We start from the raw sequence: 18046 nt of genomic DNA on the forward strand, positions 1-18046 counted from the left end.
AAGACTTGGGCTTTTTTACGTTTAAAGTAATGCCAATTCCACTAATCCCAACCCCATTAATTACGTGATCTAATAAAGGCTCTTAAAGGAGTTTTCGTGAAGCACGATTTTCAGAGTCTTATTCATTCCACACCTAATACTTACCTTAGAGTGGCTCACCTTGCGTTTTTGGTATAAATCTACCTTTTTAAAACGTTGTCTCCCTAAATAGTGACTTCATCTTGGTATGAAGTATAAAGGCCCGTTTTTAATAGATTATTCATATCTCAAGTTTAGACCTAATAGATAAAGACACTGACAACGTGATACCTGACCAGCATTGAATGTTAATTGCAGCGATCAAGTTATGAGGGTTAGTTTTTGGATATATTGATAAATATGTATGATAATTAACCCATACATATTTATTATTCAATAGTGCGCTAATGACAGAACCCTCTATTTTACATACTACTGCTTTGTATCATGCTGCGGTGTCGTTATTAGAATTTGGCAAGCAGGATGAGAGCATCAATGAGCTGGCATGCAGTTTATCCGTTCTTTTAAAGCAAACTTTGCCTGTTGAGGGCGTACAGGTTTGTGACTTATCGAATAATAAATTGAATTTTTCTTATGACGGTGAAACCTTAACCCAGGATCTACTGGGTGAACAACTCGATTCGTTCTTCCATTTAGCCACTTCAATTAACAAGAAAAAAGGCATGTTAACCGTGCCCTTAAGTATGCTAAATCAAAAAAGGATGTTGAGCCAAAAAAAGGAACGCGCTTACGACATTTGTACGTTAAGTTTCGATAATCAAGGACATTTCGCACTGGTTGTTGTTTATCATCCCGACAGTGAATGGCGAAAAGAGCCACAAGATTTACCAATGTTTGCGTTGATACTGCAAAATATCTGGCAGCAACGACTATCAGAGATGTCGTCACAAAACGATCGGAATCTTATTGATACGCAGTACAACATCATACTAAATCAGCTTAAGGGTGAAACAAGGAAAAATCAGGCGATGGAGATTGTCGCTACTGCTCTGGCTGAACTGGCGGCTTGTCGTGATGAATATCAGTTATTACAACAAAGCATTCAGATTTTGCATGAACGGTTAGGGATCGACAGAGCTGGCGCGTTTGTTATTGATATAAAAGAAAACGAATACCGTGGTGTGTATGGTATTGACCCAGATGGAAAATATCGCGATGAAAGCCAAGATGTGTATAAATTTTCACATTTATCATCACCTTTCTCTGCGGTACTTACCGATCCTGAAAAGGTGCTTCATGTAGAAAATGATGTAACGCTCTATTATATCGATCAACCTATTGGTATAGGTTGGAATGGTATGGTGGTGCTTCGAAATGAACAAGAAGCATTAGGCTGGTTTGCCATGGACAATCTCTGGAGCAAACAACCATTCGATGTAAATTTAAATGAAGCGTTTAATATTTTTGGTAAAACTATCGCCCGTTTTCTTGTGGAAATTCGTCATAATTCTCAGATAAGAATGCTAGGTAAAGCATTGATTTTTATGTCTCGGGCGGAAAACAGACACGATCTATGCCGTCATGCGGTGCAATTCGCGGTCGAACAGTTAGATATTGATAGGGTTGGCATTTTCCTCCCTACTGATGGTGATATAAGTCAGATACAAGGTACTTTTGGTGTTGATGCCGAAGGCAAAATTCAGGACGAATCGCATATTATTTTAGCTATGCCAGAAAGCGAACTCAACCTACTGGCACAAGAGACACCAAACCAGCTATTTGTGCTTGATGACACACCTCTATATTACGACAGCAAGGTGGTAGGAAAAGGTTGGAATGCGTGTATTTTAGTTCGTATTAATGATGTGAACACCGTTTGTGTCTTTGCTGATAACTTGTTGCATAAGCGAGTATTAACCAGTCAACGAAAACAACTGCTACAGCTGTTTTTTAATAATGTCGGTGAAATGGTGATGCGCATAAGCAGTCAAGAATCGTTGATTGAAGCCAATAATTTATTAGAGAAACGAATCGCAGAGCGAACTCATGAGCTTGAAATCGCCAATAAAAAATTAAGCAACATTGCGCAACAAGATATGTTGACCATGCTTAAAAATCGGCGAGCTTATGAAGAGGTATTGATCAAACTATGGCAAGCTCAGTGGCAATCTAAAGGTTACTTATCTTTAGCTGTTATGGATTTAGATGGTTTTAAAATGGTGAATGACACTTATGGTCATCAAGCCGGTGATGAGCTTCTGCAGTTATTGTCAAAGTACTTACAGATATTTTTCCATCGACCTTCAGAAACGGTTTTTCGGTTTGGCGGTGACGAATTTGCTATCCTGCTCGTCGATTTTACTCCGGATGCAGCGTTTGCTCATGTAGATAAATTACGCAAATGTTTTCGTGACATCTTGGAAGAGAAATATAAATCAGTGACGTTGTCTATTGGTTTAGTATCCACTATCCCCAATTGTGAAAAAGTTCAAGAAGGTTTCTTTGCACAAGCTGACGACGCACTTTATCAGGCTAAAGAGCAAGGTAAGAACTGCTGTATGAGTAAAATAATTAAGTAAAAAATGACTCATAGCTCTATTCTAAGTACTCATAAATGCAGAGAAGAGTGGGGGGGATAGATGAGTTGCGATCCTGCACTTTTGATAAGGGTTGGTCACCCTACATAATTAAAAAGCCTCTGATTCACATGGTTTTTCGAAAGAGAGATGGAAAAGAGGCTTTTTGGTATTTCTAGTATTGTGCTGTTTAGTGCTTTAAATCGACTCTAACGCTGATTGACTTTAGCTTTCAGCGCTTGTTTTTCTTGTTCAGAGATAAATGCCAGATCCAAACCATTAAGTTGAGCCTGTTTAATTTGAGCTTGGTTTAGGCCTGCTTGTGGTGCAGCCACTTCGTATTCGTAAGGTAATTCAATACCTTCTACAGCCGGATCATCGGTGTTCAGACACGCCAAAACGCCATGATCTAAGAACTGTTTAATTGGGTGGTTTGTTAAAGACTCTACCGTGCTTGTTTGGAAGTTAGATGTTAAGCATGACTCTATTCCAATGCGGTGCTCTGCAAGGTAATCCATTAATTTAGGATCATGTATGGCTTTAACGCCGTGTCCAATGCGAGTCGCTCCAAGCTCTTGAATTGCTTGCCACATGCTTTCTGCACCTGCGGCTTCTCCTGCATGAACAGTGACATTCAGGCCCGCATCACGAACTTGTTTAAAATGACTAATGAAGCGATCACCGGGTTGACCCAGTTCATCTCCAGCTAAGTCGACGGCAACAATATGATCTTTTTGAGTTAATATCGCATCAAGTTCTTGCTGGCAGGCATCGATACCAAATGTGCGGCTCATAATACCGATCATATTGGCTTGAACACCAAAATCACGGACGCCAGCTCTAACACCATCGACGACAGCTTCAACGACCCCCTCTACAGGTAGTTTATGTTTCATGGCCATGTAGTATGGTGAAAAACGCAGCTCAGTGTAATCAATTTGTGCATTTAGGGCATCTTCAACATTTTCGTAAGCAACACGACGACAAGCGTCAAGATCGCCCAATACTGCAACTCCCCAGTCTAGTTTTGATAGAAAAGCGACCAGTGATGGTTCAGCTTCAACGATCTGTACGTGAGGCGTTAGGCTTTCAATATCATAGGCAGGAAGAGAAACGCCAAACTTTTTCCCAAGGTCTAATATGGTCTGAGTACGAATATTGCCGTCGAGATGACGGTGTAGATCAGTTAAAGGGATGTTCTTTGTAATCATTGTAATCATTCCAATTGCTATTAGGAGGCCAATGCCAAGTATAAAAACCAATCACTATACTGTCAGCAGTAAAAGTGGGGTAAAACCATTGAATCCCTTATTTGTCATTTAATGTTAACTAAATGTGTTGGCCACTCCGTGAAAGGAACAGGCCGGCTATAAAGAAAGCCTTGGCCTTGAGGGCAATGAAGGGAGTTAAGCATCTGCACCTGCTCAATGGTTTCAATACCTTCGGCGACAATATTGACCTTCATTCCTTTTGTCATATTGATAATGGCTGAGACAATAGAGTTATCGAGAGTCTCAATATTCATTTGATCAATGAAGGTTCGGTCGATTTTAATGCAGTTAAAGGGTAACTCATGTAAGTAAGCGAGGGAGCTATAGCCCGTTCCAAAATCATCAATAGCGATTTTACAGCCCAACTGTTGAATGGCTTGCATGTTATTTAACACTAACTTATCACCACTAACGATGCGAGACTCGGTGATTTCAAGGGTAAGATATTGAGCATCAATGCCTGAATCTTCGATTATTTTGGTTAAGCCGGCAATATAGTCTTGCTGAGAAAGTTGATTGGCCGACACGTTGACATGCATGTGGAAATCTTCGCCCCATTTCCCTTGCTCTACGCCGAGCATCGTATCTCGACAGGCTTGGCGCAGGATTTGTTCACCGATTTCGGAGATAAATCCATATTCTTCTGCGATAGGAATAAAGTCCAGAGGTGAGATCAGGCCTTCTTGAGGAGATATCCATCTGGCAAGAGCTTCAGCACCAATCACATCGCCTGTGTTGAGATCCATAATCGGCTGATAAAAGGCAACGAATTCATTATTCTCAATCGCTGTTTTTATTTTTGCCATCATTGTTGTTCTGTTTTTAGAAATATCCGCCATTTCAGGTCGGTAGTAGCTGATGTTAGATGGTTCGAGTTTAGAGTTGCTCAGTGCGATACTGCCATTTCTTAACCATTTCCCCATAGAGGACTGATTATCGTTGTCCGAGACAATCCCAATAGAGACACTGATAATGAGATTTTGGTCATCGATAATAAACGGTGAAGCAAAAGCTTGATGGACCCGAAGCGCTAGCTGTTTGATATCGCTCTCGGATATTTGCTCTGATAAGTAAATCGCAAATTCATCACCACCAATACGAGCAAGGTATGCCCGCTTATTAGCAACATGCTTGATACGTTGTGAGATGTCTTTGAGTAGATCATCGGCTCGATTGTGCCCAATACTGTCATTAATGTTCCGAAACTTATTTATCCCAATCATCAATAAGTGACCATTAAGAGTTGGCAATTTATCGCAACAATCAATCAACCCCTCACGACTGTATAGTTTGGTGAGTGAGTCATACAACAACTGATTGCGCAAAGCATCAAAGGAGACTTTTAGGTTGTCGGTCATTTCGTTGAATGCGTTGACAAGAAGGTTAATTTCGTAGATCTGGCCTGGCTTAGGCAAGGTACTATGCCAATTGCCATCAGCAAGATCACTGGCTGCTCGTGCGGTAGCCGTCAGTGGTTGAGTAATTTTGTTAAACGCGATGAAACCTAGAGCGATACCGATAACACTGACGAAGATACCAAGACTCCAACTCAGGCGTTGGTTATTGGGTAATTCTCCTAGCAAATCTGGTTCTGAAATGGAAACGCCGATATACCATTCAAGCCCATGTTGATCGGTATAGGGGGTGACTTGGCTAAAGTAGCGTTCACCGGAGATGATGGAATCGAATTTATATAATCGAGATTGTATTGGGAAAGCGAGTGGTCGAATAAATTCAGCCATGGACTGAATGATAGGATTGGCACTTTCAATGGCGAGTAAACGATCGCCTTTGTCTGTGATGGGGGTTCCCCAGGATACAACACTGTTATCACTTGAGTGAGCAATAAGTTGCTGTTCATTGTCGAAGATATAAATGGTTGCTTTGGTACGCTGTTTAAGTTCGGCTAAAAACGCATTGAAAGTATGGAGTTTAATGTCTGTCGCAATAACGCCCAAAAACTCGTCATTGTCTATAACGGGGGCCAGTGCTGAGATGGTTATCGTTTGTCTTTCATCGGCATCGGTATAGATTGAAGACCATACGGGCTTTAAATGACTCGATACTGGTGTGTACCACGGGCGGATTCTAGGATCGTAGTTTTCAATCACAGCTCTGGTGTTATGGCTTATCGTATCACCTTGGTAGATGACCAGATTATCATTTGAACGATTGTCTTGAAGCATTAATGTGTAGGTGTCATCCGCTTCTTTTCTGAAGCCAATATATTCACTGGCTTCGCTACCAAAACCAATAACGCCAATTTGGGAAATAGGCTTATAAAGAGAGTGAAAACTACTTCGGATATAGTCTTCAATCAGTTCAAGGTTACCCATTTGGTAGAGCTTATTTTGCCCGATGTTGTAGCTGATGGACAAATTGGCTTGAAAGGATTCTTCAAGATAGTGATCAAGCTTTTGAACTACATTCGTGGTCAGCGCTGTCAGGTGTTTATCCGTAACCTCGTTAACCATCTCTTCATAGCTGTATTTTTGCACCGCAATAATACAGCCCATGGTCAACAAGAAGATGAGGATAAAAGGCAAAACAACCGCTGTTCTTAGTGTTATTTGAGTCATTAACTTCCATCGAATATCTGATTTACGCGTTGATTTGCTTCAAAAGAGTGAAAATGAGGCACACAAAGAACAAACCAACACTAGTCGGTGTCTCATCAACGCGTTTAATTTCCATATATTCAATCAGTATAGCTCTTTTAGCTTCCTCGTCAGTGTATTTCTTCCCCAACCTAGAACCTTAGCAGCATCTTGTTTGTGTCCATTGGTATGATTAAGTGCAGCCTCTAGTAAAATTCGTTCAAATTCTGGCTGTGCGAATGAAAGCAGTTCCGTTTCACCGGATGACAGAGCTTTCTTGGCCCAGGAAGAAAGTAACCCTTGCCAGTTGTCGCCTTCACCGAGGGTGAGTGATGGCTTTTCATCGATCAATTCGCCTGGAAGATCGTTAGGAAGAATCTCATTGCCACTGGCCATGACGGTTAACCAGCGACAAATATTTTCAAGCTGCCGGACATTTCCCGGCCAATCAAGGTGATTAAGCACGTCTACCGTTTTGGGATGGAGGGTCTTCATGTCAACCTCTAACTCATCGGCTGCCAAAGACAAAAAGTGTAGGGTCAGTTTTTCGATGTCTTGTCGTCTTTCTCTTAGTGCTGGAATGTGGATGCGAATGACATTAAGACGGTGGAATAAATCTTCACGAAACTCCCCTTTATGTACCAGGCTTTCAAGGTTTTGATGGGTAGCAGCAACAATTCGCACATCCACTTTAATGGCAGAATGCCCACCGACACGATAAAACTGCCCATCAGACAATACTCGTAGAAGTCGAGTTTGAATATCGAGTGGCATGTCGCCGATTTCATCTAAAAATAGCGTCCCTCCATTGGCTTGCTCAAAGCGACCTTGCCTAACACTATTTGCTCCGGTAAATGCGCCTTTTTCATGGCCAAATAGCTCAGATTCAATTAAGTCTTTGGGAATCGCGGCCATGTTTAATGCAATAAAGGGCTTTTTTGCTCTAGGGCTATGTCGATGCAGAGCGTGAGCAACCAACTCTTTACCTGTCCCTGACTCTCCGTTAATGAGAACTGAGATGGAGGAGCGAGATAATCGACCAATTGCGCGAAACACCTCTTGCATTGCAGGGGCTTCCCCAATGATTTCAGGCGTTTCACTCGACGAGGTTTCTTCAGTACTTTGTGATTTACGCTGCTCTTGATTGTGAGCAATGGCTCGCTCAACCAACGTGAGTGTTTCGTCGACGTCGAAAGGTTTGGGAAGGTACTCGAACGCCCCTTTTTGATAAGCGTTCACGGCGGCATCAAGATCGGAGTGAGCCGTCATTATGATCACAGGAAGTTCTGGTGAGCGAGTGTGAATTTGTTCCAGTAGTTGGATGCCATCAATGCCTGGCATGCGAATATCAGAGACAAGGACATCCGGCGTTTCTCGCTCTAGGGCAAGTAAGACACTTTCTGCATCGGAAAATGTTTCGCATTTTATGTTGGCTGATGAGAGTGTTTTTTCCATCACCCAGCGAATGGAGCTATCGTCATCGACAACCCAAACGTATCCTTTACTCATAGTGCGTATTCCTCATAGACATTCCGTTGCAAGCATTTAAAAGTTATATGGGTAAATAAATGGTAAATGTGGTTTTACCTGGCCAGCTTTCAACGTCAATTTTCCCGTTGTGCTGATCGATTAAATTTTGAGATATCGAAAGGCCTAAGCCCGTTCCTCCTTCCCGACCGGTGATCATTGGATAAAATAAAGTGTCGAGTAATTCGGGTGAAATACCCGGCCCGTTATCTATGATTTCAATTCGAGCGGAAAGTTTGTGTCTTTGGCCATGAATATTCGCTTGGTGCACTGTTCTGGTGCGAATAGTGATGGTGGGGTGCACTTGTTGGTGCTCCGTTAATATTTGTGCAGCGTTACTGATAATATTAAGCAGGGCTTGCTCTATCTGGTCTGAATCGACCAATATGTCAGGTAAGCTTGGATCGTAATCGCGTTCAATCGCAATGGTGTATTGGGATTCAAGTTCCACCAATTGGCGGGCTTTTTCTATAATCGAGTGCAAATTTTCAGGTCGTTTCTTACCGGGTTTTTGTGGACCAAGAAGTCGATCAACCAAGGCTCTGAGTCGATCCGCTTGCTCAATAATAATTTGAGTGTATTCCGTCAAGTTGGGATCAGGCAGCATTCGCTCCAGCAGTTGTGCGGCACCACGTAGGCCACCCAGAGGGTTTTTTATTTCGTGGGCTAAGCCTCGAACCAATAACTTAGCGGCTTGCTGTTGTGCATGTTGATTAAGCTCTTGCGATAAACGACGTTGTTGGCCAATTTTTCGCATTTCAACCAATAGCATCAGCTCCTTTTTCCATGACAGAGGGCTAACCGTAACTTCAAGCATTAGCGGTTTACCGTCGACAACAAATGTCACATCGCTATCGGTGATGCTTTGGCCACTCTGTAACGGTTGAGATAGTAGGGCTAAATCTAAAGAGGCGTGCTGAATGAGTTTAGATAGAGGTTGATCGACGATGCGTTTGGCACTTTGCGTAAACAGTTGTTCCGCTGAAGGGTTGGCATATCTCACAATGAGAGATTCATCCAGCATCAACGTCGCTGTTACAACATTATCTAAAATGGCGGTGCTTAATTCTGCGCTCACAGGATCATCCTTGTTGCTCTGAAAATCACCATCGCACCAATATGGTGCATGGCTATTCCAGTATGGCGCATAGCATCAGAAAGAGAAACCCAAATTAGTGTGTGTTAGGCCGTATGGCTGTGTGTTTATCACTATTTTACTGAGGCTCGATGTAAATGCACCGTTATAGACATAGATGATGCAATAAGCTTGCCGTCTCTAAAGGCTTGAATTGAAATAGTATGAGAGCCTCGATCGATGTTTTTTAGCTGCCATTTTCCCGTTGTATTTGGGGCAGAATAAGTGGCGTTGTTTAAGATCAGTTGAAAATGTTCACCCACTAACAACTTGCGATTCGAGTTTGCTGTGATGTTGATATGGCCTTGATTACTACGGATGGTTTGGTCGTGTTGTGGCGATTGAAAAGAGAGCGATAATGGCTCAGGTTTAGTGGTGGCTTTCCCTTTCTCTTCGCTAGGCCGATCGTTGTTGGGAAGAGACTCAAAGGAAGGGGCGGGTGCTTCTGCGAAGTGATCGGGCAGTGTAATGGTTTTTACTGTTTTCCCACCTTTTTTTCCGTTAGTAGAATCGCTTAAGTGAAGAACACCTTGGTCATCCTCCCATGTGTAGATGGTTTGCGTGTAGCTGAACACAGGAAAAAGCAGTGTTATAAAAAACAGAATATAGGGCTTCATCACTCATTTTTCCTTCACATAATCCACTGATTGAATGGGCTTTTTTCGTTGGAAGTGCTTTGGGAGGCAGTCAGAGAGTAGGATACAGCTGAAGGACGAAGGGGCAAATAAACAAAAGGCTCACCTGAGAGGTGAGCCTAATAAAATAGTAACTTCAATCACGAATTACACACGACGGTGTGAATGTCGAATTGAGGTTATACTGAGTAGTAAAGTTCAAACTCTAGTGGGTGAGTTGTCATGTTAATCAGCTCAACATCTTTAGACTTAAGTTCGATGTAAGAATCGATAAAGTCATCAGAGAATACACCACCAGCCGTCAGGAATTCACGATCGCTATCAAGCGCTTTTAGTGCGACTTCTAGAGATTCTGCAACCGTTGGGATTTCTGCTGCTTCTTCTGCTGGTAAGTCGTACAAATCTTTGTCCATTGCTTCGCCAGGGTGGATCTTGTTCTTGATTCCGTCAAGACCTGCCATCAGCATTGCTGAGTAACATAGGTAAGGGTTCGCTGCTGGGTCACCAAAACGTAGCTCGATACGGCGTGCTTTCGGGCTTGGTACCACTGGGATACGGATAGAAGCAGAACGGTTACGTGCAGAGTATGCAAGCATTACAGGTGCTTCGAAGCCAGGTACAAGACGCTTGTACGAGTTAGTTGATGGGTTAGCAAATGCGTTGATTGCACGAGCGTGTTTGATGATACCGCCAATGTAGTAAATGGCTAGGTCAGAAAGGCCGCCGTACTTATCACCAGCAAACAGGTTCACACCGTCTTTTGCTAAAGATTGGTGTACGTGCATACCAGAACCGTTATCACCAACTAATGGCTTAGGCATAAACGTTGCTGTTTTGCCAAACGCATGTGCTACGTTGTGCACAACGTACTTGTAGATTTGAGTCTCATCGGCTTTTGCTGTCAGCGTGTTGAATCGAGTTGCGATTTCGTTTTGACCCGCTGTTGCAACTTCATGGTGGTGCGCTTCAACAACAAGGCCCATCTCTTCCATGATTAGACACATAGCAGAACGGATGTCTTGAGATGAATCAACAGGAGCAACAGGGAAGTAACCCCCTTTCACACCAGGACGGTGACCTTTGTTACCACCTTCGATATCAGAACCTGTGTTCCAAGCTGCTTCGATGTCGTCAATCTTGAAGAAAGACCCTGACATGTCAGTGTTGAATTTTACATCATCAAATAAGAAGAATTCTGGTTCAGGACCGACAAGAACGGTGTCTGCGATGCCTGTTGAGCGCAAGTACTCTTCAGAGCGCTTAGCGATTGAACGTGGGTCACGATCGTAGCCTTGCATTGTTGCAGGCTCTAAAATATCACAACGAATATTCAGTGTTGAATCTTCTGTGAATGGGTCAAGAACAGCACTTGATGCGTCAGGCATCATGACCATGTCTGATTCGTTGATACCTTTCCAACCAGCAACTGAAGAACCGTCGAACATCTTGCCTTCTTCAAAGAAGTCTGCATCAACTTGGTGAGAAGGTAAGGAAATATGCTGCTCTTTACCTTTTGTATCGGTAAAGCGTAAATCAACAAACTTAACTTCGTTTTCTTGGATCAGCGATAGGACATTTTCTACTGACATCTTGGATAACCTCCAGTGTTATTAAAGCGGTATTAGCTCGATTCGTTGTTCTTTTATGTCAGTAAAAACCGATATAAAAGTAAGAAACCCAGCATTGATTAATTTCATTTCAATTGTATTAACCGATGCTATTTTCTATAAAGCGATAATCGTGCCAAAAAAATTAATCCATTAATTTCAATGCATTATGTGATTTTTGTTGGTGGGCAATAAAAAAATTGCACCAAAATGATCCGTGACGGCACTTATTTGGTGCAAGATAAAGTTCATGCACCAATATGAATCAAACAACAGAGGTTATTCAGCCAATAATTGCCTGATATGTCAATGACAATAATGGATACCTGAGTTGAGTTTGTCCCAAATCAACTCGTCATCTAGTATTAAAGAAGAATAAATCGCTGAGATAGATCACATATTTCTAGGATTTTCTCCAGAATCTGGTACATTACGGACGTTTTTTTAATCAAATAAAGCAATGCTCATTAAATATACGATTTAAGAGGGTTGCTTCTTTTATAAGTGAATCATATTCCATGGCTACTCCACAGATTGATAAGTTAAGAAATATCGCGATCATCGCGCACGTTGACCACGGCAAAACAACACTGGTTGATAAATTGCTACAGCAGTCAGGTACGCTAGAGTCTCGCGGTGAAGCTGAAGAGCGAGTCATGGACTCGAACGACATCGAAAAAGAGCGTGGCATTACCATTCTTGCTAAGAACACAGCAATTAACTGGAATGACTACCGCATCAACATCGTAGATACTCCTGGACACGCGGACTTCGGTGGCGAAGTTGAGCGTATTATGTCGATGGTAGATTCCGTTCTACTGATTGTTGACGCGGTTGATGGCCCAATGCCTCAAACTCGTTTCGTCACACAAAAAGCATTCGCACACGGTCTTAAGCCAATCGTGGTTATTAACAAGATTGACCGCCCAGGCGCTCGTCCTGACTGGGTTATGGATCAAATCTTTGACCTATTTGATAACCTAGGTGCAACCGATGAACAGCTAGATTTCACCACTGTGTACGCATCAGCACTTAATGGCTGGGCAACAATGGAAGAAGGTGTTGTTGGCGAAGACATGGAACCATTGTTCCAAGCGGTTGTAGACACAGTAGAAGCGCCTCAAGTTGATCTTGAAGGCCCACTACAAATGCAAGTATCTCAACTTGATTACAGCTCTTACGTCGGCGTTATCGGTGTTTGTCGTGTCACGCGCGGTAGCGTTAAGCCAAACCAGCAAGTCACCATCGTGAATGCTGAAGGCCAAAAACGTAACGGTAAAGTCGGTACGGTTCTAGGTTACCTAGGTCTTGACCGTCACGAAGTAGAACAAGCCAATGCGGGCGATATCATTGCAATCACAGGTCTTGGCGAGCTTAAAATCTCAGACACAATTTGTGATGTGAACAATGTTGAAGCGATGGAAGCATTGTCTGTTGATGAGCCAACAGTGACCATGACTTTCCAAGTAAACACTTCGCCATTCGCGGGTAAAGAAGGTAAGTATGTTACTTCACGTAATATCCTTGAGCGTCTTGAGAAAGAATTAGTTCATAACGTTGCACTTCGCGTTGAAGAAACAGACAGCCCAGACCGTTTCCGCGTATCAGGCCGTGGTGAGCTTCACCTATCTATCCTGATTGAAAACATGCGTCGTGAAGGTTTCGAGCTAGCCGTATCTCGTCCAGAAGTTATCATTCGTGAAGAAAATGGCCAGCTAATGGAACCGTTTGAAACGGTGACCATCGATGTTCTTGAAGAGCACCAAGGCGCGATCATGGAAAGCATTGGTCTACGTAAAGGTGAGCTAACTGATATGGCTCCTGATGGCAAAGGCCGTGTACGTATGGACTTCATGATGCCTTCTCGTGGTCTTATCGGTTTCCAAACTGAATTCCTAACAATGACGTCTGGTTCTGGTCTTATTTACCACTCATACGATCACTACGGTCCACACAAAGGTGGTGTGATTGGTCAGCGTAATAACGGTGTTCTAGTATCGAACGCAACTGGTAAAGCGTTGACTTACGCACTGTTCTTCCTTCAAGCTCGTGGTCGTCTATTTGCAGAGCACGCGGATGAAGTTTACGAAGGTCAAATCATCGGTATTCACAACCGTTCAAATGACTTAACTGTAAACTGTCTGAAAGGTAAGCAGCTAACCAACGTACGTGCATCAGGTACCGATGAAGCACAGGTTCTTTCTCCACCGATTAAGCACACACTAGAGCAAGCGCTTGAGTTTATCGATGAAGATGAACTGGTAGAAGTAACGCCTGAAAACATTCGTATTCGTAAGAAACTTCTTACTGAAAACGAACGTAAACGTGCGGCGCGTCCTGCAAAAGCGTAATCACTGAATTAGCGATATATCAAAAGGGTGAGAAGTTATCTTCTCACCCTTTTTTGTCTCTGTGAGATGAGTCGAAATGGAATACAAAGACCGATGAAGCCTTTTATTATTTCTGGAGGCCCAGGGGCGGGCAAGACGAGTATCATTGAGTGTTTAGCGAGTATGGGCTACTGCACAACGACAGAAGCTTCACGGACGTTAATCGAGCAGCAGAGTTGTTCCGATAACGGTATTTTACCGTGGACGAATCTTAGCGCTTTTGCTGAGCTGTGTTTGGCGTTGATGACCGAGCAAAAGCAAGCGGCGCAGAAAAGTCGACGCATCGCATTTATGGACAGAGCTATTCCGGATATTTGCGCGTATCTGAAGCAAGGCAAGTTACCCATTGAGCAGCGGTACATGACAGGATGTGACGGTTATCAGCCTATTGCATTTCTTTGTCAGCCAGAGTGGTCGATCTACGCTCAAGACGCCGTAAGACCGCACCCTTTTGAAGAGGCGGTAGAGATACATGAACAGTTATTGAGTACCTATTTAGAATTGGGCTTTGACGTGATCCAGGTACCTTGGGGAGAGATCCGTGATAGAGCTGAATTTATTGAAAATCAAGTAAAAACAGCCCTAAAAGTTGTTCTTACTGCAGATTAAGTTGATTAAGAAATCGATCAGATTCTTCAATAGCGGCGTTCATCTGTTGAATTGCGTACCCAATATCTTTTTCTAAACTCATAAACTCCCCCTGAAGTGAGCCGACTGCGCTTGCATTAAGGTTATGCTTTAAATACAGCGTATTGTCTCTGAGTGTATTGAGTACTGGCGTCATTTTCTTCTCAGCTTGCTTCATCGCAGACAGCATGCTGTTGTAAGATGTTTTCGTTTCACGGAGTTTTTGTTGGCTCGAACGGCGAAGTTTATCGCTGGTATATAGGTCAAGTTCTTGCTGCCACTCATCAAACAGAGCATCAGAGACATCTTCTATTGCTGCGATGCGGTCAGAGACGTCCTGTGCAGCGTTCTCACTGTCTTGATACTTGTCATTAATTTCGTTGTACACCTTTTCTAATTCACCTCCATCAAATTGAGTGAAAGCGGAAATAGCTTCAAGTGCGCTAGTGAACTCTTGCTGAGCTTCCTGCTGGGCTTCTTTTGCGTCTTCAACACGTTCAACCATTATGTCACGTTTGTGGTAGCCCACTTGCTCCATCGCAGAATAATAGGTGGACTGGCAGCCACTTAACGTGAAGACTGAAACCAATAGAATAATTAAATAAGGCATCCAAATTTCCTTTTTAATGGTAAGTCTAAGAGTTGTACCCCACTTAAGAAAATAAAGCCAGTAGTCTGATCTTGTCGAACTATGTGTAAGAATAAAGGTCATATTTTGAGATGAAAATCTATTTGTCGCTCGGTAATAAAAAAGCCTGTAACATTAAGTACTGTAAAAAAAACACAGTAAGCCGTCGAAAAATCAGGTATGACTTTGATGTGTATCCGATCTTTTTCAGTCGTAAAGAGAACGATGATCGCGATGACAAATGGCCTAACTACTGTTTAACCCGGTGTACTAAGGACAGATGTCGTGGATTTAAAAGCAATAGGACATAACTTTCTGAATTTCCTTCGCTACCTGCTAGTGCGAATGAACCACGATAGAATCAATGTAAATGCTGGATACCTGACTTACATTACCCTCCTGTCTATTGTACCAATGCTGACCGTATTGCTTTCCGTGTTATCTTCTTTCTCCCTGTTTTCAAGCTCGGGTGATGTCATACAAGATTTTGTTATTACTCATTTTGTCCCGGCTGCAGGTGATGCAGTTAAGGGAGCATTGGTGGAGTTTATTGCTAACACCGGAAAGATGACTGCGGTTGGTGGTGCATTTTTGTTTGTCGCAGCGCTGATGCTGATTTCAAACATTGATAAGAACTTGAATTTTATCTGGCGAGTAACAGAAAAGCGCCGTCCGGTGTTTTCATTTTCGATGTATTGGATGGTCTTAACTCTCGGGCCCATTTTAGTAGGAACAAGTATTGCTGCGACCTCGTACATCACCTCTCTAAAGATCATTGATAGTGAAGCCATCAGTGGTATCTACAATATGCTGCTGCGATGGCTACCGTTTTTATTGTCATTCTTTGCTTTTATTGTTTTGTATCTGCTTGTCCCTAATAAAAAAGTGCGTTTGACGGACGCCATGGTGGGTGCGATAACCGCTGCTATACTGTTTGAACTGAGCAAGAAGGGATTTGCTGCTTACATCACTCACTTTCCTTCTTATCAATTGATTTACGGCGCATTAGCGGCGATTCCGATTCTCTTTGTTTGGGTGTATTTGTGCTGGTTGATTGTCTTGATTGGGGCGGAAATAACGGCTGCTTTGGGTGAACAAGCCCTGTGGTCTGGTACCTCAGAAGTGCTACAATCAAGCGCTAAAATGGAAGAGAGCGAAGAGGATAATAAGAGTGATTGCGCTGATTCAGAGAGTAAGCGAGGCGGCCGTCAAAGTTGACGGTGAAGTCGTTGGAGAAATCGACCACGGCCTGCTGGTGTTATTGGGTGTTGAGAAAGACGATGATGAAGCGAAGGCGAAACGCCTGGTGGAACGAGTCACGACCTATCGAGTCTTTGGTGACGACGAAGGAAAAATGAACCTCAACGTTCAGCAGGTCGGAGGTAAAGTGCTGGTGGTTTCTCAGTTTACGTTGCCTGCCGATACCAAAAAAGGCACAAGGGCTGGCTTTTCTCGAGGCGCTCACCCAAGTGATGCTGAGCGTTTATACGACTATTTTTCAGATACGTGCGCAACGGTATTGCCAACAGAACGTGGCCAATTTGCTGCCGACATGAAATTGTCATTGGTGAATGATGGTCCGGTGACGTTTTGGTTACAGGTATAGTGATTAATTACTGATACCGATACAAGGACGAACAACAAGCACAAACAGACAGGCTAGGAAGCATTTAATGTTCAAACTGATTACCCCCCAAACAGATAACCAGCTTAATAAGTATTATCACTTTCGCTGGCAGATGTTGCGTGAGCCGTGGCAAATGCCACTCGGTTCTGAGCGTGATGAATATGATTCGACTAGCCATCACCGTATGATTGTTGATGGTAGAGGTAGACCCATGGCGATTGGACGCCTTCATATCACCCCTGATGACGAAGGCCAAGTGCGCTATATGGCGGTGAAAAGCAATCGTCGCAGCAAGGGTATGGGTTCGTTGTTGTTGGTGGCTCTGGAGTCGTTAGCGCGCCAGGAAGGGGTGAAGCGACTCGTGTGTAATGCGCGAGAAGACGCCATCGCATTTTATGAGAAGAACCATTTCGAACGCCGTGGTGAGTTGAGCGATCAACGTGGCCCAATGCGTCATCAGCAAATGGTCAAACCGCTCGATCCCATGGCTAATGTTCTAAGAAAACCAGAATGGTGCGCTGAGCTGCAAGACCGTTGGGAAAATCAGATCCCGATCAGCGACAAAATGGGCATCAAAATCAATCAATACACAGGGTATCAATTTGAGTGCAGTGCTCAGCTTAACCCGAACCTAAATCCACATAACACCATGTTCGCCGGTTCTGCATTTACCTTGGCCACCTTAACGGGATGGGGTATGACGTGGTTACTACTCAAAGAGCGCGGATTACAGGGGGATATTGTTCTCGCAGACAGCCGAATTCGTTATCGCCATCCGGTTGAATTCAATCCGGTTGCTAGCACATCTCTAGACGGCATCAGTGGCGACTTGGATAGACTCGCTTCTGGACGAAAAGCAAGAATTGTCATCAATGTGACGATTTATAGCGGAGATAAAGCCGCGGTGGAATTCATTGGCACCTACATGTTAATGCCGAATTATAAATCAGAACTATCGGTGTAATTCGTTATCGGTTTGAGGGCGCTGTTGGCTTAAGGACACTGTTGGCTTAAGGGCACTGGTGATCGGATGTCACAGTGCCGTTGAGCAGGTCAACATTCAGTTGTTGGCAAGCTTGTTCAATCGAAAGCCCGATATTTCCCAGTGTCGGTTTCACTAAATCAATGTTGCCTTGTATCATCCCCGTCATATCCGTGCCTTTAATTTCTGTCTCGCTAATCGACACTCTTCCCCTATCCGCTTGAACCCAAAGATTGCTCACGGTAAATGGTTGAATAAGGGTTTGATTTTTTGCGCCGTTATCAGGGTTGGTGGGTGTAGACGTAAACATTAAGACGCCCTCACGAACACTGGTTTTAAGCGTGCCGGTCAACGAGTGCTCAAACATATCACGGTTCCCCGATAGCCCATGGCTATTCAGTTCGAGTTCAACTTGACCATCGAGATCAATAGGTAAAGGGACGATTTTATTCAATAGCTTGAGTG

13 protein-coding genes and 1 pseudogene are annotated in these 18046 nt (G+C 43.3%); 6 read left to right on the forward strand and 8 right to left on the reverse strand.

The features are described 5' to 3' along the window. Window positions 1-425: 425 nt before the first annotated feature. Window positions 426-2558 carry a GGDEF domain-containing protein gene (locus tag ACP45E_RS11775; protein WP_017036264.1) on the forward strand — a complete coding sequence of 711 codons (2133 nt, stop codon included), beginning with the start codon at window positions 426-428 and terminating at the stop codon, window positions 2556-2558. A 206-nt stretch (window positions 2559-2764) separates the two neighbouring features. On the opposite strand, the gene add is transcribed toward ACP45E_RS11775, so the two are convergent. From add to glnA, 6 genes are all read right to left on the reverse strand, one after another. Then, window positions 2765-3766: an adenosine deaminase gene (gene add / locus ACP45E_RS11780; protein ID WP_017036265.1), complete on the reverse strand. Its 1002-nt coding sequence runs from the start codon at window positions 3764-3766 to the stop codon at window positions 2765-2767. Window positions 3767-3870: 104 nt separating this feature from the next. After that, window positions 3871-6405 carry an EAL domain-containing protein gene (locus ACP45E_RS11785; protein ID WP_017037160.1) on the reverse strand — a complete coding sequence of 845 codons (2535 nt, stop codon included), beginning with the start codon at window positions 6403-6405 and terminating at the stop codon, window positions 3871-3873. Window positions 6406-6528: 123 nt separating this feature from the next. After that, entirely contained in the window at window positions 6529-7932 is a 1404-nt protein-coding gene (glnG, locus tag ACP45E_RS11790) for a nitrogen regulation protein NR(I) (protein WP_017037159.1), read from the reverse strand. Window positions 7933-7975: 43 nt separating this feature from the next. Further along, on the reverse strand, window positions 7976-9028 hold the full coding sequence (gene glnL, locus ACP45E_RS11795) for a nitrogen regulation protein NR(II) (protein WP_017037158.1): 1053 nt from the start codon (window positions 9026-9028) through the stop codon (window positions 7976-7978). Window positions 9029-9159: 131 nt separating this feature from the next. Beyond that, complete coding sequence (locus ACP45E_RS11800) at window positions 9160-9702, reverse strand: DUF4124 domain-containing protein (protein WP_017037157.1); 543 nt, start codon at window positions 9700-9702, stop codon at window positions 9160-9162. 197 nt (window positions 9703-9899) lie between these two features. Then, window positions 9900-11309: a glutamate--ammonia ligase gene (gene glnA / locus ACP45E_RS11805; RefSeq protein ID WP_017037156.1), complete on the reverse strand. Its 1410-nt coding sequence runs from the start codon at window positions 11307-11309 to the stop codon at window positions 9900-9902. A gap of 536 nt (window positions 11310-11845) precedes the next feature. Between glnA and typA the strand changes: the two genes are divergently transcribed. Continuing rightward, window positions 11846-13678: a translational GTPase TypA gene (typA, locus tag ACP45E_RS11810; RefSeq protein WP_017036271.1), complete on the forward strand. Its 1833-nt coding sequence runs from the start codon at window positions 11846-11848 to the stop codon at window positions 13676-13678. Window positions 13679-13771: 93 nt separating this feature from the next. After that, on the forward strand, window positions 13772-14326 hold the full coding sequence (locus tag ACP45E_RS11815; protein ID WP_017037155.1) for an AAA family ATPase: 555 nt from the start codon (window positions 13772-13774) through the stop codon (window positions 14324-14326). Here ACP45E_RS11815 and ACP45E_RS11820 read toward each other — a convergent pair. Beyond that, entirely contained in the window at window positions 14313-14954 is a 642-nt protein-coding gene (locus ACP45E_RS11820) for a DUF2959 domain-containing protein (RefSeq protein ID WP_017037154.1), read from the reverse strand. The genes ACP45E_RS11815 and ACP45E_RS11820 overlap by 14 nt on opposite strands. A 363-nt stretch (window positions 14955-15317) precedes the next feature. Here ACP45E_RS11820 and ACP45E_RS11825 point away from each other — a divergent pair, with 363 nt between their 5' ends. The 3 genes from ACP45E_RS11825 (at window position 15318) to ACP45E_RS11835 (ending at window position 17563) form a co-directional block, all read left to right on the forward strand. Next, the gene (locus tag ACP45E_RS11825; protein ID WP_240492227.1) at window positions 15318-16190 is read left to right on the forward strand and encodes a virulence factor BrkB family protein; all 873 of its coding nucleotides are present in this window, start codon (window positions 15318-15320) and stop codon (window positions 16188-16190) included. After that, complete coding sequence (gene dtd / locus ACP45E_RS11830) at window positions 16144-16578, forward strand: D-aminoacyl-tRNA deacylase (RefSeq protein ID WP_017037153.1); 435 nt, start codon at window positions 16144-16146, stop codon at window positions 16576-16578. Before ACP45E_RS11825 ends, dtd begins: the two co-directional genes overlap by 47 nt. 67 nt (window positions 16579-16645) lie before the next feature. Then, window positions 16646-17563, forward strand: coding sequence for a bifunctional GNAT family N-acetyltransferase/hotdog fold thioesterase (locus tag ACP45E_RS11835; protein ID WP_017037152.1), 918 nt, complete (start codon window positions 16646-16648; stop codon window positions 17561-17563). Between the two features lie 46 nt (window positions 17564-17609). Here ACP45E_RS11835 and ACP45E_RS11840 read toward each other — a convergent pair. Beyond that, window positions 17610-18046, reverse strand: a pseudogene (locus tag ACP45E_RS11840) (AsmA family protein); the annotation flags it as partial.

The organism is Vibrio genomosp. F10 str. 9ZD137, assembly GCF_049974785.1.
Taxonomy (GTDB): Bacteria; Pseudomonadota; Gammaproteobacteria; order Enterobacterales; family Vibrionaceae; genus Vibrio.

Bases quoted from the DNA above. Each gene is read 5' to 3' on its own strand.
- ACP45E_RS11775 (WP_017036264.1), top strand. From the start codon at position 426: ATGACAGAACCCTCTATTTTACATACTACTGCTTTGTATCATGCTGCG.
- add (WP_017036265.1), bottom strand. From the start codon at position 3,766: ATGATTACAAAGAACATCCCTTTAACTGATCTACACCGTCATCTCGAC.
- ACP45E_RS11785 (WP_017037160.1), bottom strand. From the start codon at position 6,405: ATGACTCAAATAACACTAAGAACAGCGGTTGTTTTGCCTTTTATCCTC.
- glnG (WP_017037159.1), bottom strand. From the start codon at position 7,932: ATGAGTAAAGGATACGTTTGGGTTGTCGATGACGATAGCTCCATTCGC.
- ACP45E_RS11800 (WP_017037157.1), bottom strand. From the start codon at position 9,702: ATGAAGCCCTATATTCTGTTTTTTATAACACTGCTTTTTCCTGTGTTC.
- glnA (WP_017037156.1), bottom strand. From the start codon at position 11,309: ATGTCAGTAGAAAATGTCCTATCGCTGATCCAAGAAAACGAAGTTAAG.
- typA (WP_017036271.1), top strand. From the start codon at position 11,846: ATGGCTACTCCACAGATTGATAAGTTAAGAAATATCGCGATCATCGCG.
- ACP45E_RS11815 (WP_017037155.1), top strand. From the start codon at position 13,772: ATGAAGCCTTTTATTATTTCTGGAGGCCCAGGGGCGGGCAAGACGAGT.
- ACP45E_RS11820 (WP_017037154.1), bottom strand. From the start codon at position 14,954: ATGCCTTATTTAATTATTCTATTGGTTTCAGTCTTCACGTTAAGTGGC.
- ACP45E_RS11825 (WP_240492227.1), top strand. From the start codon at position 15,318: ATGAACCACGATAGAATCAATGTAAATGCTGGATACCTGACTTACATT.
- ACP45E_RS11835 (WP_017037152.1), top strand. From the start codon at position 16,646: ATGTTCAAACTGATTACCCCCCAAACAGATAACCAGCTTAATAAGTAT.